The following is a 15680-nucleotide window of genomic DNA, read 5'->3' as shown; positions in this document are numbered from 1 at the left end:
TCACATTTTATGAGTCGTTGGAAGTACTCTCTCGTAGACGCTGGATAAAGGTGTATCTGTAGTGGGCATGTTAAACTCGAACCAGAGTTTTTTAACTGGAGTCACCATGCTGCGCTATCTATTTGCATTACTCCTGATGGCTTCGTACACGCTATCTGCCGAAGAGATCACCATACTTCCACTGCACCATCGTTTACCCGAGCAGGTTCTCCCCACACTGGAACCGCTGGTCAGTCCGGGCGGCTCTATTGTCGGCACGGGTAATCAGCTGTTCGTCCGGACCACACCGGAAAATCTCGCCGAGCTGCAAACGGTACTTGCCGCCATCGATAAGCCGCTGCAGCGATTACTGATCTCGGTACGTCAGGGAAATGTTTTCCGAGCTGATGAGCGCGGTCTGTCGATCCAGCAAGGCAGCATTCAACTGGGCGACAACTCCCAAATCCAGCTTGAGGGCTCTGTGCAGAATGACCAAAAACAGAGTAACAGCCAGAGCAGCCAACAGGTGCAAACGGTTGAAGGGGCTGCGGCACAAATCTACCTGGGACAATCCCTGCCGTTGGCCATGCGTCAGATCCAGCGTCAAAACCATCAACTGGTTCTGACCGACACGATTGAATATGTCGATGTGGGCACCGGTTTTACCGCCCTGCCCCGGCTCATTGGCGACCAGGTCGAGATGAGTATTTCGCCCCTGCAACAGCAACTCAACGGTAACCAGATTGAACAGGCTAATCTGAGCACAGTCATCCGAGGCCCGCTTGGTACATGGATACCGCTGGGCGGCGGAGAAATCAGCAGTAATCAACAACAAAGCGGTTTGGCTGGCTCCAGCAACCAGCGCAATACCAGGCAGCAGCACGTATGGCTCAAAGTCGAGCGCTTGAATTGAAAACGGGGCCGCAAGGGCCCCGTTATCTGCTGTGATATTCGCTATCCCCCGACCCAGAGCAAGATAGCCAGGATCTGGGGCGAAAGGATCCGTAAAAACATCACCAGTGGATACACGGTTGCATAAGCCAACGAGGACGCTTCGCTGGTTGGATGCATGTTATTGGCAAATGCCAGTGCGGGTGGATCTGTCATCGACCCCGCCAGCAGACCGCAGAGCGTCAGGTAATTCATTCCCGCCAACCAACGCGCCAACACCGCGACCAAACAAAGCGGGATCAAGGTAATAGCCACACCGAATCCCATCCAGAGCACGCCATCTCCTTGCACCAGGGTTTCAACAAAATTGCCACCGGCTTTCAATCCCACCACAGCAAGGAACAACACGATCCCCAACTCGCGAAGAGCGAGGTTGGCGCTGGGAGGCATAAACCAATACAAGGGACCGATACTGCCAATCCGAGACAGGATCAGCGCCACCACCAGAGGGCCGCCGGCAAGCCCCAGTTTCAGTGCAGCCGGAAAACCGGGCACGTAAAATGGGACTGAACCGAGCACCACCCCGAGACCTATGCCGATAAACACAGGGAGCATCTGGACTTGTTGTAATTTTTGCTGCGCGTTACCCACCAGGTTTGCCACCGCCTCAATGGCTTCGGCACGCCCGACCAGATTGAGAATGTCGCCAAATTGCAAGGAGGAGTGGTTGCTGGGTACCAGTTCGATGCCAGCCCGGTTCAGCCGCGACACAACAACATCATACTTGAGCTTCAGATCCAGCTCCTGAATGGTCTTGCTCAATACCTGCTCATTGGTGACGACCACTCGTACCACACGCAAATCAGTGCCCTGTGTCGATAGTGATGTCTCGACTTCTTCACCAATAACCAAACGCACCCGTTTCAGCGCCTCGGGCTCACCGACCAGATGAACCAGATCGTTGAGCTGGATCCGGGTCGTGGCATGGGGGACCATCAACGCCTCCCCTCGCTTCAAACGTGAACAGATCACCTGTCCATCTTCCAGACTGGGGATCTCCTGCAGCATCAAACCATCCAGATTCGGATTACGCACCGCCAGATTCATGGTTTGCAGATTGCGTTTATTTTGCCCGCTCAGCTGCTCAAAATGCCGCGCTTCACGTTCGATATTGATCTTGAATACCAGGCGCACCAACCACATGGTCAACAGGATGCCGCAGATCCCGAATGGATAGGCAACAGCATAACCCATCCCCATGACCCCCATCTCACCCGGTTGTGCCCCCAACTCATTGAGGATCTGCTGTCCCGCCCCCAGAGATGGTGTATTGGTCACCGCACCGGAGTAGGTCCCCAGAATAACCGGCAACGGCACATTGAAAAGCTTGTGGATCAGATAGACCACCACAAAACCGACTAGCACCAGCAGGGCGGCAAACAGATTCAACTTCAGACCCGAGGTCCGGAGTGAGGAAAAAAAGCCGGGCCCGACCTGGATACCTATGGTGTAGACAAACAGGATCAGCCCAAACTCCTGGATAAACTGCAGGGTATGCATATCCAGCTCGACTCCGAAGTAGCCGACAAAATGGCCAACAGCAATCCCGCCAAATAACACGCCGCCGATCCCCAGGCCGACACCATAGAAGCGCAGATTCCCAAACCACAATCCCAGAACGGCGACCAAAGCCAACAGGCTGGTCGACAACGCAACATCACTCATAGCTAGACTCCCGGTTGCGAAGACGATGATTTTGCCCAACAGGCCATAACGAGATCACCGAATGCCTAAAAGATTATCAGCCGTTCATGGTGACAAATGGGCGATGAGGCACAGTTCAGGGAGCCAATGTGGTACGGAATCACACTCTCGGTGATCTGGATCAAGCCGCTCACACGGCTTATTGGTGTCAAGGGTGCAAGCGGAAGATGACGGGCAGACGTAATCGGGCTGCATGCCCTACGCCATTGAGGGTATGGGGTAAAAACTGATTGCGGGACACGGATCGTAATGCCGCCTGATCCAGCAGCGCAGAGCCGGAGCTTTCGATGATTTCACGTTTGAGCTGTTCGCCGTGCTCATCCAGCCACACCTGAACCAGAACTCGTCCTTCAATGCCTCGCCGCCGGGCCAAGGGGGGATACTCTGCTGGCACTGGCGCTTGCCGATAGCGAGCCTGGGTGATCACGGGGCCTCCGGGCTCTTTATTGACATTGGAGACTGTGGTGGCTGCCTTCGGATCTGTGCCGTGCTGAGTCGAGGTTTTGCCCAGGAGAGGCGCGGCAAGGGCGGAGGCAGAGGATACCGGATGGCTAAATTGGGTCTGTGGTCTTGAAGCCTCGCCCTGTGTAGGCGAAGTCTTGGCCGAATGCTGGGCAGCAGCTAGTACTGACGCTTGCGGATCCGTGACAGGCCTGCTGCGTTCCACGCTCGAGTATTGCTGCTTGGGATGGATTTGCTGCTTTCTTCGGCCCTTATCATCCACCGCAGAGTGGGTGGATGAACGTAACGCGGAGCGCCGTGATGGCGGTGCTGAGTGTTTAAGCGATGTCCGGGATGAGCGGCGATCCGGTTGTATGGCTACGGTTGATGGGATCGCCTCGGCTCGAGCAGCCCTGGGCGTTGGAGCCTGAGGCAACGATAGACTCGTGGATGCTGCTGACTTCGTAATTCGGTTTTGCGGCGAATCAGTTTTCATGTTCGAGGCGCTAAGCCATCGCGCCTTCAACATTGCGGTTTCAGGAGCATGCGCGACCTGAAGCAACACATTCCCTGGATGATTGGCTAACCAGAAAATAGCCGCGACACCAGTCACATGCACCAACAACACCAGCAGCCAGATATGATATCCGGTACGGCGATGGGCGGAGGCACGGGGTGGCGCAGGACGGGTCATAGCGGTTCGTTGTGGCCAGTGGGGACCCGATCATTCGATAATCGGACCGAAAAGCCAAGCTTCATTTCCTGGATATCATCGCTCCGGCCAGTGTTTCATTCTCTTGCCACTCCCTGCAGGCCCTCAGCATGTCTGGCATAAAACCACGAAAATCTTGCTCCAGACCCGCATAATGAGCCTCCAGCTCGACAATTGCCCCGACCAAGCTATTCGCACGCTTCAAGCGAACACGGCTGATATGATCCAGCGACCGACCAATCATCGCCAAATCAGCATACCCACACAACCAGTCTTGGCGTTGCATCGCGGCCAACATATTGAATGCTCCTTCCGGGAAAAAGGACCAATACTCGGTCAGGAGCCGGTAAAAATCCTGGCTGTAGCGTGCCAAAGGGATGTCGCAATAACAGAGCCAGTGAGTTGCCAGAAAATGGTCATACACCATATCGATAATGATGCCGGCAAACCGCCGTCGCTCCGGGCTGATACGCTGGCAGCTGCGAATAAACAGCGGATGACAGTCCGTTGAGCGATCCACAAATCGGTGCAGCGCGACTCCGCGCGCCAACTCCGGCGGCAAGCCACAAGGCAGGGGCCCTTTGACAAAGTCCCCCAGCAAGCCCCCTATCTGATCCGAAGGCCTAGCCCCCGCTAATAACACATGCGCCAGAAAGTTCACGCCTTAAAGATCCTTGATGGAAACCCATTTCACGACTGACGTGCACAGTATACCCACCCGGAAGCCATTTCGGAGCGCCTTGGCCGGAATCGGCACCGACACCGACGCACCAAAAGCGTGCGCCCCTCAGTTGATGGAGCGTAAACCCACCGAGATGCTGACAAAATGCGCTTTGACATCATCCCGCGACGGTGGCACAACAGGATTAGGAGCTCAATACTGCTGCAGGAGACAGGAGGCGATGCCACAAGTTGGCCTGAAAAGTGCTTATTTCTCGATAGCTTATTTCTCAGTCCACTTTTGACTCGACTAGTCTTTAATCAGGCGACCGTCGATGCCATCACCAGGCGGTGGTTTAACGCTGACTGGCCGTAACAAGCGATTTGGGGGAAAGATCATGGGAATTTTCGATCACTATCAACGTCGTTATGAAGCCTCGCGTGAAGAAGAATACACGCTGGCTGAGTTTCTTGACCTCTGCAAAAAAGATAAGACCTGCTACGCCTCCGCAGCTGAACGACTATTGTTGGCCATCGGCGAACCCGAGATGGTCGATACCTCCCTGACCCCTCGCTTGAGCCGGTTGTTTTCCAACCGGATCGTGCCGCGCTATCCAGCGTTCAAGGATTTTTATGGTATGGAAGAGGCGATAGAGCAGATCGTCTCCTATCTCAAACATGCCGCCCAGGGGCTCGAAGAGCGCAAGCAGATCCTCTATCTACTGGGTCCGGTCGGTGGCGGCAAATCATCCTTGGCCGAGAAGCTCAAGTCCTTGATGCAAAAGGTGCCCATCTATCGCATCAAGGGCTCACCGGTCAATGACCACCCCTTCTGCCTGTTTGATGTCAACGAAGATGGCGACATTCTGGAGAAGGAATACGGCATCCCGAAGCGCTATCTCAAGAGCATTATTTCGCCCTGGGTCGCTAAACGGCTGCATGAATTTGGAGGTGACATCAGTCAGTTCCGGGTCGAGAAGGTTTACCCTTCCATCCTTGATCAGTTGGCCATAGCCAAAACCGAGCCGGGGGATGAAAACAATCAGGATATCTCCGCACTGGTCGGCAAGGTTGATATTCGCCAGTTGGAGCATTTCGCCCAGAATGATGCCGATGCCTATGCCTATTCGGGTTCCCTATGCCGTGCCAATCAAGGGATGATGGAATTTGTCGAGATGTTCAAGGCGCCGATCAAGGTGCTGCATCCCTTGCTGACCGCAACGCAGGAAGGCAACTATAACGGAACTGAAGGGTTATCCGCCCTGCCCTTCGAGGGGATCATTCTTGCCCATTCCAATGAATCGGAATGGCAGCAGTTCCGCAATAACAAGAACAATGAGGCATTTCTGGATCGGGTTTATATCGTCAAGGTGCCCTATTGCCTGCGCTTCTCTGAAGAAGTGCATATCTATGAAAAACTACTGGTCAATAGTGAGTTAGCCAATGCCAAATGCGCCCCTGGCACCCTGGAATATCTGGCCCAGTTCAGTGTGCTCTCCCGACTGAAGACCCCGGAGAACTCCAGTCTGTACTCCAAAATGCGGGTCTATGATGGGGAAAGTCTCAAAGATACAGATCCCAAAGCCAAGTCGTACCAGGAGTATCGCGACTACGCCGGTGTAGATGAGGGAATGGAAGGCCTTTCGACTCGTTTCGCTTTCAAAATCCTCTCCCGAGTGTTCAATTTTGACCATCTGGAGGTAGCGGCCAATCCAGTCCATCTGTTCTATGTGCTGGAACAACAGATCGAACGCGAGCAGTTCCCTCAGGAAACGCACGACAAGTACCTGGAGTTCATCAAGGGCTATCTGGTCCCCCGCTATGTGGAATTCATCGGCAAGGAGATCCAGACCGCTTATCTGGAGTCCTATTCCGAGTATGGACAGAACATTTTTGACCGCTACGTAACCTATGCCGACTTCTGGATCCAGGATCAGGAGTACCGCGATCCGGAAACCGGTCAGCTGTTTGATCGCTCCGCTCTCAATAGCGAGCTGGAGAAGATTGAAAAACCGGCCGGGATCAGCAACCCCAAAGACTTCCGTAACGAAATCGTCAACTTCGTACTGCGCGCCCGCGCCAACAACGCAGGCCGGAATCCGAACTGGACCAGTTACGAGAAACTCAGAGCGGTGATCGAGAAGAAGATGTTCTCCAATACCGAAGAGCTGCTGCCGGTGATCTCCTTCAATACCAAGACCTCCGCCGAAGAGCAGCACAAACACGAGAACTTTGTCGAACGGATGATGGAAAAGGGCTATACGCGCAAGCAGGTCCGCCTGCTCTCTGAATGGTATCTGCGGGTGCGCAAATCCAGCTAGGGCTCGATGCATCAGGAGGCAGCAGTATGGCGCATTTCATTGACCGGCGGCTCAATGGCAAGAACAAGAGTGCAGTGAACCGGCAACGGTTCCTGCACCGTTACAAGGAGCAGATCAAAAAGGCAGTCTCCGATGCGGTGAGCAAGCGGAGCATTCAGGATATCGACCAAGGCGAACACGTTTCCATCCCGAGCAAGGATATTACCGAGCCGGTATTTCATCAGGGGAAAGGGGGACATAGGGAGATCGTGCATCCTGGCAATGATCGCTTCGTACCCGGAGAGCATATCGATCGACCTACAGGCTCCTCCGGCAGCGGCAGTGGCTCGGGTGATGCTAGCGACAGTGGTGAGGGGGAAGACGAATTTGTCTTCGACATCTCCAAAGATGAATATCTCGATATGCTGTTCGATGATCTGGAATTACCAAATCTAGAGCAGAACCAGATCAGCAAGCTGGTCGAGATGAAAACCCATAGAGCCGGTTATACCGCTAATGGCGTACCGGCCAACATCAACATAGTGCGTTCGTTGCAGAACTCCCTCGCCCGCCGGATGGCACTACAAGCCGGGAAAAAACGTCGACTGCTCGAATTGGAAGCGGAATTGCAAAGCCAGCAAGCTGCAGGGGCATCGGCAGCTATTCTACAGCTGATTGAGCAGGAGATTGCCGAGCTACGGCGCCGCATCGACGCTGTACCCTTTATCGACACCTTCGATCTGCGTTTTAACAACTTCGTCAAACGTCCCGAACCTTCCAGCCAGGCTGTTATGTTCTGTCTGATGGATGTATCAGGCTCCATGGATCAAGCCACCAAGGAGATGGCCAAACGCTTTTACATCCTGCTGTATCTGTTTTTAACCCGCAGCTACAAGAATGTGGACGTGGTGTTTATTCGCCACCACACCCAGGCCAAGGAGGTGGACGAGCATGACTTTTTTTACTCTCAAGAAACCGGTGGCACCATAGTCTCCAGCGCTTTGAAGTTGATGGCCGAGATCATGCAGGCTCGCTATCCCGCCGCCCAATGGAATATTTACGCCGCCCAAGCGTCCGACGGAGACAACTGGGCCGATGACTCGCCCCTGTGCAAAGAGCTGCTAACCCAACAGATACTGCCGTGGGTGCGCTACTTTTCGTACATTGAAATCACCAGTCGCGCCCATCAGAGTCTGTGGTATCAATACGAGACGCTGGCCAAAAGCTTCCCGCATTTCGCCATGGAGAACATCCGCACCGTGGAAGATATCTACCCGGTATTCCGCGAACTATTTAAAAAGCAGGCCGCCTGAATACAGAGTGAGCAGGGATGAGGAGTGATTATGTCAGCATCACACAGCCACGAACCGCTACCCGATGGTCCAGACTGGAGCTTTTCACTGCTGGAACGCTATCAGGCCGAAATTGCCCGCGTGGCCGAACACTATCGCCTCAAAACTTATCCGAACCAGATCGAGGTGATCAGCAGCGAGCAGATGATGGATGCCTATTCCAGTGTGGGGATGCCCATCGGCTACCATCACTGGTCCTTTGGTAAAAAGTTCATCAGTACGGAGCAACACTACAAACGCGGGCAGATGGGTCTGGCTTATGAAATTGTCATCAACTCCGATCCCTGTATCTCCTACCTGATGGAAGAAAATACCCTGCCCATGCAGGCACTGGTCATGGCCCACGCCTGTTATGGCCACAACTCGTTTTTCCGCAATAACTACCTGTTCAAGACCTGGACCGACGCCAGTTCGATCATTGACTATCTGCTGTTTGCCCGTCACTACATCAGCGACTGTGAGGAACATCATGGCGTCGATGCCGTGGAGGCATTGCTCGACTCCTGCCACGCGCTGATGAATTACGGCGTGGATCGTTACAAACGACCGCAAAAGATCTCGTTGAGCGAGGAGAAACGTCGGCAAAAGCGCCGTGAAGAATATCTGCAGACTCAGGTGAATGAACTCTGGCGCACGCTCCCCAAGGCGACCGGCACCGCCGATCGCAAGCCGGGGCGCTTCCCGAGCGAACCCCAGGAAAACATTCTCTATTTCATCGAGAAACATGCCCCTTTGCTGGAGCCCTGGCAGCGCGAGATCATTCGCATCGTGCGCAAGATCAGTCAGTATTTTTATCCGCAAAAACAAACCCAGGTGATGAATGAGGGCTGGGCGACGTTCTGGCACTACACCATTCTCAATCACCTGTATGACGAGGGCTTGCTCACTGATCGTTTCATGCTGGAGTTTCTCCACAACCATACCAATGTGGTCTACCAGCCCCCCTATAACAGCCCCCACTATTCCGGCATCAACCCCTATGCCCTGGGGTTTGCCATGTTCCGTGACCTGCGCCGTCTGTGTGAATCACCGACCGATGAGGATAAATACTGGTTCCCGGATTATGCCGGCAGCGACTGGCTAACCACCTTGCACTTTGCCATGGAGAATTTCAAAGACGAGAGCTTCATCAGCCAGTTTCTGAGCCCTACTGTGATGCGCGATTTGCGGCTATTTGCCATTGATGACGATGATCAATGCAATTACCTGCAGGTCTCGGCCATTCATAACGAAGAAGGCTACCGCCGGTTGCGGCAGAAGATTTCGGCACAATATAACCTGAGTCAGCTCGAGCCGAATATTCAGGTCTACAACGTAGCGCTCAAGGGGGACCGCTCCCTGATCCTGCGCTACGTGCCCCATGAACGCATTCCCTTGGCCGATTCGCGCCATGAAGTGATCAAGCATCTGCAGCGGCTATGGGGTTTCGGCGTAACCCTGGAGCAGGAAGATGCCGATGGCAAGATACAAATCATCGCCCAAAATCCGGAGCCACCTTCCACATCCGCGTCACCCTAGCTCTGGAGCCTGCGGCGTAATCACCGATGATCCAAAACAAAAAAGCCGCTCGGCGGCTTTTTTGTTGGCTCATGCGTGAGACGTCAGATCTCGTCCAGATTGGCCGAGAGCGACTCTTTGAGTGTGCTCCAAATCTTGCCGGAGTCTGCACCATATTGCCGGACCAACAACCAGACGGCATCCGCCTTGCCTTCAGCCCGGGCAAGCTCGGCCAGTTGTTGGTAAAACGCCAGCGTACACTGACGAGCAGGCCGCTGAGCAAAATAGTAGCGACCAATCCGGGTATAGAGCTTCTGAAACCCATTGAGGATCAGAGCATAAATCGGATTGCCGGAGGCAAATGCCAACTGGTGGTAAAGTTGATAATCAAACTCGGCGAATGCTTCGGCATCGTCGCCCAAGGCTTCGGCCTGGGCCAGTAATTCCAACACGCGCTGCGGGCTATTTTTTACCGCACCGCGCAGGAAAATCCCGCTGATATTGGTGCGGGCAGAGAGCAATTGATCGATCAGTTGCGGAAACTTTTCCTGATCCAGTCGCGCCAGAGTTTCCAGAATATTAAGCCCGGAGGTTTCCCAAAAATTATTCACTCGGGTCGGCTTGCCGTGTTGAATGGTCAGCCAGCCATCACGAGCCAGACGCTGTAATACTTCGCGCAAGGTGGTCCGGGTTACCCCAATCAGTTCAGAAAGCTCACGCTCTGCCGGGAGGATGGTGCCGGGAGGGAACCGATTATTCCAAATCGATTCAATGATGTACTCTTCGGCAAAACCAGCCGGGCTTTGGGCTTTAATGACCATCAATCTTCTCTGTTTGGGAAAAAGCAGGGCGGATAATAGCAGAGCGTCAAGGATATCAACAAGCGCTGGTGTGACCAGTTTCTAAACAGCATCGGAGAAAGAGTCTGTGTTTGTCGACAAAAAAGCAGCACCGACTCCGTATAGGGTTTCCACGCCGGCGGTTATTTCTATCCTGACATTCGGCCGCCAAAGGTCCGGAAAAATAAGCAGCCACGGCATCCCGCTCTATTGCCGTCGCAAAAACCGTCTTCAATAAAATAATAGAAACAGCCAGATAGGCACTCTTTTCTTTTTATCTGAATTAGCTTCTAATCGACGACTCTATTCTGAGGAGCCACTGATGATTACATATATCCGGACGATCAGTCGTCAACGAGCAGCATGGGCTTTATTGGCGGCCTCGGCCTTCGCCTTTGAGTTATGCGGTCTATTTTTTCAGCACGTGATGGGCTTATTCCCTTGTGTGATGTGCGTCTATGAGCGGTTAGCGTTTATTGGCATTCTGGTGGCAGCTCTGGTGGCGCTGATTGCCCCGCAAAAGCCGTGGCTGCGGTGGCCTGCACTCCTGCTGTGGGGGTATAGCGCGTTCCGCGGCCTGCAGCTATCACTGCAGCATGTCGATTACCAGTTGAATCCTTCCCCCTTCAATACCTGTAGCTTTTTTGCCGAGTTCCCCAGCTGGATGCCATTGGACAAGTGGATCCCCTGGATGTTCTATCCCACCGGAGACTGCTCCGAACGGCAATGGGCCTTCCTCGGTTGGGAGATGCCGCAGTGGCTGGTGTTGATATTCGCCTGTTATCTGGCGGTCGCTCTGATCATCATGGTCGGCAACCTGGCCAAGGGGCGCTGCTGCCAATAGACCAGCGAACTCGACTGATGTGGTTATAAAACTCAAAAGCCCCGGGCGGAAACGCACCGGGGCTTTTTATCTGCAGGGTGATGCCCAGCACTTAGGATGAGGGCTGCGCTACCTCGAGCGAATTAACGGCTGGCCAGCGGGAATAGTCGGAAGAAGTTCTCGCTGGTCAAGGCCGCGATCTCCTCTACCGAGGTATTGCGCAACCAGGCGACGTACTCCGCCACATCACGCACGTATGCTGGCTCATTTTCCTGCCCTCGATGGGGTACCGGCGCCAGATAGGGCGAATCGGTTTCGATCAGCAAGCGCTCAGCCGGCAAACGGCGAGTGACCTCTCGCAGTCGATCGGCATTGCGGAATGTCACGATGCCGGAGATCGAAATGTAAAACCCCAACGCCATGGCAGCCTCGGCCATGGCCCAATCCTCGGTGAAGCAGTGCAAGACTCCGCCCACCGAGTCAGCGCCCTCCTCTTTGAGGATCGCCAAGGTATCCTCCTGCGCATCCCGGGTGTGGATGATCAGTGGTTTGCGCAACTCCCTGGCAACCCGGATATGCTCGCGAAAGGCCTGTTGCTGGATCAATTTGTGCTCTGGGTGATAGAAATAATCCAGACCCGTTTCACCAATGGCAACCACTCGTGGCTCGGCAGCCAGCTGACGCAGCAGCTCAGGACTCCAGGGCGATTCCTGATCCAGAGGATGCACCCCGCAGGAAGCAAAAACCTGGGAGAATGGCGCTATCTTGGCCAGCATGCTGGGGAATTGTTCCAACGTGACACTCACACACAATAAGTGCGAAACCCCCCGTGCATTGGCTTTAGCAACTGCATCGGCAATATCGACATGTTTACTGGCGTAATCGAGACGGTCTAGGTGGCAATGTGAATCAACGAGCAAGGTGAGGATCCTCGAGAATAAGCTGGTTCAACCAGGTCATGAGATGAAGAGACGGCAGACTCGTAGGCATGCCTTCGGGAATTGCGGCCAGTAGTTGCCAGCGTTCGGTTGCAGCCAGAAGATGCGCGGTCGAGAATTGAGCCAGTCGTTGAATGGTCGGCTGCGCATCCCCCATCACCAGCTGACTGGTACTGCATCCTGCTTGCAGTTTGAGTGCATCCAGCAATAGGGTATGGACCCAGGACTGGCTATGAGGCATATCCGTCAACATTGCGCCAATTAAAGCTTCGAGTTGAGCCGGGTCGTCCAAGAATCGGCTCAGTCGCTCGCACAATTCACGGCGACGAACATCCATACCATCCCGCAAATAGGCCAAGGTTTGTAGCGGAGCGAACTGATTAAGCCGCAGGTGATGCTCCTGAGCCTGAGCCCCGCCTTCCTGTTGGCGTAACCATTCCAGAGTCGGCGCGACCTCCGGCTGAACAACCGCCAGCTTTTGACAGCGGCTGAGGATAGTCGGTAACAATCGATTCGGCTGATCGGACAGCAATATCAGGTGTGAGCGGCCCGCAGGCTCTTCCAGAGTCTTGAGCAAGGCGTTGGCGGCTGACTCCGTCATCCGCTCAGCACGCACCATGATCATCACCTTGGCACCACCCAGTTGCGCACTGCCATTGAGCTTGCCGATCAAATCACGGACCAGATCCACACCCAGACTTTTCTCGTTCTGCTCGCCCAATACCTGCAGATCGGGATGATTACCATGGGCCAGCAGAGTACAGCTATGGCACAGGCCACAAGCGCCCATGGTCGATGGGTGCTGACACAGCAACATCTGCGCCATCTGTCGCGCCAGCTCCAGCTTACCAAGTCCTTGAGGACCGCTCAGCAACCAGGCATGGGCCAAGCGCTGCTGAGTGAAGCTTTGCAACCAGGAGTGCCAGACGGAGGCTAGCCAGGGATACACAGGCTCGACTCCAATTCAGCCCGGATACTGGCCGCAACCTGAGCCTCATTCTGGCTGGCATCAATGATGCGGATCCTGGGATCCTGTGCCGCCAGCCGCAAATAGCGCTCCCGGGTGCGTTCAAAGAACGCTTGCTGCTCCAGCTCGATCCGATCCAGCTCGCCACGGGCGCGGGCTCGCGCCAAACCGATGGCGGGATCGATATCCAAATACAGAGTCAGACCCGGAGCAAAGTCACCCAAAACTGCGTGCTTGATCTGCCGGATCAAGGCTTCATCAATCCCGCGACCACCCCCTTGATAGGCCAACGAGGAGAGATCGTGTCGATCACCGATCACCCAGATGCCCTGGTTCAGCGCAGGTTTGATGCGCGTTTCCACAAGCTGCACTCGCGCGGCATACATCAATAGCAACTCGGCTTGAATCGTTAGGGGTTCATCATGGATCTCTTTGACGATCGCCCGCATCCGCTCAGCCAGCGGAGTACCACCTGGCTCGCGGGTTTTCTCGATCTGGGTGATACCATGCTCTCTTAGCCAAGCCTCAACATGACGAACCGCCGTACTCTTGCCTGCACCTTCTAAGCCTTCGATCACGATAAATTGTGCAGTCATCAGGAGCGCCCCAAAATATAGCGGCGAACCGCATTGTTATGTTCAGCCAGGGTTCGGGAGAAGTGATGTTCCCCACCGCCCTTGGCAACGAAATACAGGTAATGGCTAGATGCCGGATGCAGAGCCGCGCGTATCGCCGCTTTTCCCGGCATGGCAATCGGCGTCGGAGGTAATCCCTCAATCAGATAGGTGTTATAGGGGTTGTCATCCTGCAGATCAGCCTTGCGGATGTTGCCGTCATACCGATCCTTGATGCCGTAAATCACAGTTGGATCAGTTTGCAGCCGCATCCCCTTGCGCAGGCGATTGATAAACACCGAGGCAATCAGTGGACGCTCTGCGGCTTTACCCGTCTCTTTTTCGATAATGGATGCCATGATCAGCGCATCATAAGGCGTTTTATAGGGCAAGCCTTGGGCGCGTTGCGCCCAGCTTTTTTCCAGAAACGCCACCATGTGCTCCCGGGAGCGCCGCAAAATATCAATATCCCGAGTCCCGGCGGTATAGGAATAAGTTTCCGGCAACAGCAATCCTTCAATGTTATCCGGCTCCAGTCCCAAGGCAGCGCGCACCTCGTCGGCGTCATCCTCATCCAGGGTACTGTCGATAAATGGTGCCTGCTGCAGCGTGCGGATGAAGTCTTCAATCCGTCCGCCTTCGATCAGCGTCACCGAAAATAGCACTTCTTTACCGCTGGAGAATAACAACAAGGCATGGCCGACCAGCCAGCCGGATTCCAAGCGGTAGGTTCCCACCTTGATCTGTGCCAGTTCAGGATGCAGTTTCAACCAGACCAGAGTCCAGAAGGGCGACACCGGCTGACCGGCTAATTCATTCACCAGCGAGCGAGCTGACATGCCCTTCTTGACGGTAAAATAGCGCGCATCCCCGGTAATCGTCAGTTGGTCCAGTCGATTGAGCTGAAAGTATCCCCACGCGATGGCGCAGAGCAAGCTGACCAGTGACAGTAAAATGGCAATATTACGCTTGCGCCGCCGACAAAAATGCAGTTTGCAGTTGACGAGCCATGGCATGATTTTGGTAAGTAACATCTTCAATTCCAGTAACGGGTACGACTTCCATCAGGGAGTTACTGATCCAGACCTCATCGGCCGCCTTCACCGTCGCCAAATTGGCGCGGATGGGCTGGCAGCGGATCCCCTGTTGCTTCAGATAACCGAGGATCCAGGCGCGCATCACACCCGCGACGCCACTGAGCGCCAAATCCGGTGTGTATACTACGGAATCTTGCCGCCAAAATACATTTGCGGCGACAGTTTCGACCACCATGCCTTCGGTATCCAGTACCAGTCCCTCCAGCACGCCGCGGTTTTCCAGCTCAGCTTTAAGCAGAACCTGCTCCAGACGATTCAGGCTCTTGATCCCCGCCAAGAGCGGAGTCAGACCCAGTCGCCCCTGACATACGGCCAACTGGATCCCCGATTGTTGCCACTGCCGATACAGTTCCGGGTAATCATGCACACTGATCAGCTCGTTGGGAGCTTGGCACCCCTGGATCCCATAGCCTCGGGCACCAGAGCCGCGCGTATACATAATTTTGCAACACCCCTGCTCGATACCCACCAACTGACTACACAGACGCTCGTAGAGCCTTGGGATATCCAGCTCCGGGAAATGCAGCCGCTGGACACACCAACGCAACCGTTCGACATGCAGGGCCCATAGTAGCGGCCGTTGCTGCCTGATCTGCAGGGTCGTGAAAAAACCATCGCCGAGAGTCAGACCTCGATCGGTCATGGCAATCAGACTTTGTGGTTCACCGTTCAGCAGCATCATTCAACTTCCTATCTGAGCGCGACCTAGGTCTCAAGAACCAGGTTCAGCAGTATCTTTACCATCATGATGTCACGCATAAAAAAGGCCCGATACAGGGTATCAGGCCTCCACTGGCTGCAGCCAG

At 54.5% G+C, this 15680-nt stretch carries 14 protein-coding genes; 5 read left to right on the top strand and 9 right to left on the bottom strand.

Annotated elements, in window-relative coordinates; genetic code table 11:
• Positions 1-106: 106 nt before the first annotated feature.
• Positions 107-892, top strand: coding sequence for a secretin N-terminal domain-containing protein (locus tag ACZYUB_RS04405; protein WP_463945866.1), 786 nt, complete (start codon positions 107-109; stop codon positions 890-892).
• A gap of 41 nt (positions 893-933) precedes the next feature.
• Here the strand turns inward: ACZYUB_RS04405 and ACZYUB_RS04400 are convergent, their stop codons facing one another.
• From ACZYUB_RS04400 to ACZYUB_RS04390, 3 genes are all read right to left on the bottom strand, one after another.
• Positions 934-2595, bottom strand: coding sequence for a putative transporter (locus ACZYUB_RS04400; RefSeq protein WP_460884682.1), 1662 nt, complete (start codon positions 2593-2595; stop codon positions 934-936).
• A 187-nt stretch (positions 2596-2782) separates the two neighbouring features.
• Positions 2783-3301 (bottom strand): energy transducer TonB, encoded by a 519-nt coding sequence (locus ACZYUB_RS04395; protein ID WP_463945865.1) that lies wholly within the window; start codon positions 3299-3301, stop codon positions 2783-2785.
• A 529-nt stretch (positions 3302-3830) separates the two neighbouring features.
• Complete coding sequence (locus tag ACZYUB_RS04390; RefSeq protein WP_463945864.1) at positions 3831-4448, bottom strand: acyl carrier protein phosphodiesterase; 618 nt, start codon at positions 4446-4448, stop codon at positions 3831-3833.
• A gap of 397 nt (positions 4449-4845) precedes the next feature.
• Here ACZYUB_RS04390 and ACZYUB_RS04385 point away from each other — a divergent pair, with 397 nt between their 5' ends.
• From ACZYUB_RS04385 to ACZYUB_RS04375, 3 genes are read left to right on the top strand one after another with little or no spacing between them, the layout of a single operon-like run.
• Positions 4846-6768, top strand: a complete 1923-nt coding sequence (locus tag ACZYUB_RS04385; RefSeq protein WP_463945863.1) for a PrkA family serine protein kinase — start codon at positions 4846-4848, stop codon at positions 6766-6768.
• A 26-nt stretch (positions 6769-6794) separates the two neighbouring features.
• The gene (locus tag ACZYUB_RS04380) at positions 6795-8060 is read left to right on the top strand and encodes a YeaH/YhbH family protein (protein ID WP_463945862.1); all 1266 of its coding nucleotides are present in this window, start codon (positions 6795-6797) and stop codon (positions 8058-8060) included.
• 30 nt (positions 8061-8090) lie between these two features.
• Positions 8091-9617, top strand: coding sequence for a SpoVR family protein (locus tag ACZYUB_RS04375; RefSeq protein WP_463945861.1), 1527 nt, complete (start codon positions 8091-8093; stop codon positions 9615-9617).
• Positions 9618-9700: 83 nt separating this feature from the next.
• Here ACZYUB_RS04375 and fadR read toward each other — a convergent pair whose 3' ends face one another.
• On the bottom strand, positions 9701-10417 hold the full coding sequence (gene fadR, locus ACZYUB_RS04370; RefSeq protein WP_463945860.1) for a fatty acid metabolism transcriptional regulator FadR: 717 nt from the start codon (positions 10415-10417) through the stop codon (positions 9701-9703).
• 340 nt (positions 10418-10757) lie between these two features.
• Here fadR and dsbB point away from each other — a divergent pair, with 340 nt between their 5' ends.
• Entirely contained in the window at positions 10758-11279 is a 522-nt protein-coding gene (gene dsbB / locus ACZYUB_RS04365) for a disulfide bond formation protein DsbB (protein ID WP_463945859.1), read from the top strand.
• A gap of 122 nt (positions 11280-11401) precedes the next feature.
• Here dsbB and ACZYUB_RS04360 read toward each other — a convergent pair whose 3' ends face one another.
• Genes ACZYUB_RS04360 through pabC form a run of 5 tightly spaced genes read right to left on the bottom strand, consistent with a single transcriptional unit; the run spans position 11402 to position 15556 of the window.
• Positions 11402-12178, bottom strand: coding sequence for a TatD family hydrolase (locus tag ACZYUB_RS04360; RefSeq protein WP_463945857.1), 777 nt, complete (start codon positions 12176-12178; stop codon positions 11402-11404).
• The gene (gene holB / locus ACZYUB_RS04355; RefSeq protein WP_463945855.1) at positions 12168-13145 is read right to left on the bottom strand and encodes a DNA polymerase III subunit delta'; all 978 of its coding nucleotides are present in this window, start codon (positions 13143-13145) and stop codon (positions 12168-12170) included. The genes ACZYUB_RS04360 and holB overlap by 11 nt, the downstream gene beginning before the upstream one ends.
• Positions 13130-13759, bottom strand: a complete 630-nt coding sequence (gene tmk, locus ACZYUB_RS04350; RefSeq protein WP_463945853.1) for a dTMP kinase — start codon at positions 13757-13759, stop codon at positions 13130-13132. The genes holB and tmk overlap by 16 nt, the downstream gene beginning before the upstream one ends.
• Positions 13759-14811 carry an endolytic transglycosylase MltG gene (gene mltG, locus ACZYUB_RS04345; protein WP_463945851.1) on the bottom strand — a complete coding sequence of 351 codons (1053 nt, stop codon included), beginning with the start codon at positions 14809-14811 and terminating at the stop codon, positions 13759-13761. The genes tmk and mltG overlap by 1 nt, the downstream gene beginning before the upstream one ends.
• Entirely contained in the window at positions 14741-15556 is an 816-nt protein-coding gene (gene pabC / locus ACZYUB_RS04340) for an aminodeoxychorismate lyase (protein ID WP_463945849.1), read from the bottom strand. The genes mltG and pabC overlap by 71 nt, the downstream gene beginning before the upstream one ends.
• Positions 15557-15680: the final 124 nt, after the last annotated feature.

Source organism: Pseudaeromonas sp. HNCC25DJ182 (genome assembly GCF_055413365.1).
Note: the sequence above shows the minus strand (reverse complement) of the source record. Positions and strands in the feature narration are given on the sequence as shown.

Coding starts and splice junctions, on each gene's coding strand:
- ACZYUB_RS04405 (WP_463945866.1), top strand. CDS start 107: ATGCTGCGCTATCTATTTGCATTACTCCTGATGGCTTCGTACACGCTA.
- ACZYUB_RS04400 (WP_460884682.1), bottom strand. CDS start 2,595: ATGAGTGATGTTGCGTTGTCGACCAGCCTGTTGGCTTTGGTCGCCGTT.
- ACZYUB_RS04385 (WP_463945863.1), top strand. CDS start 4,846: ATGGGAATTTTCGATCACTATCAACGTCGTTATGAAGCCTCGCGTGAA.
- ACZYUB_RS04380 (WP_463945862.1), top strand. CDS start 6,795: ATGGCGCATTTCATTGACCGGCGGCTCAATGGCAAGAACAAGAGTGCA.
- ACZYUB_RS04375 (WP_463945861.1), top strand. CDS start 8,091: ATGTCAGCATCACACAGCCACGAACCGCTACCCGATGGTCCAGACTGG.
- fadR (WP_463945860.1), bottom strand. CDS start 10,417: ATGGTCATTAAAGCCCAAAGCCCGGCTGGTTTTGCCGAAGAGTACATC.
- dsbB (WP_463945859.1), top strand. CDS start 10,758: ATGATTACATATATCCGGACGATCAGTCGTCAACGAGCAGCATGGGCT.
- tmk (WP_463945853.1), bottom strand. CDS start 13,759: ATGACTGCACAATTTATCGTGATCGAAGGCTTAGAAGGTGCAGGCAAG.
- mltG (WP_463945851.1), bottom strand. CDS start 14,811: ATGTTACTTACCAAAATCATGCCATGGCTCGTCAACTGCAAACTGCAT.
- pabC (WP_463945849.1), bottom strand. CDS start 15,556: ATGATGCTGCTGAACGGTGAACCACAAAGTCTGATTGCCATGACCGAT.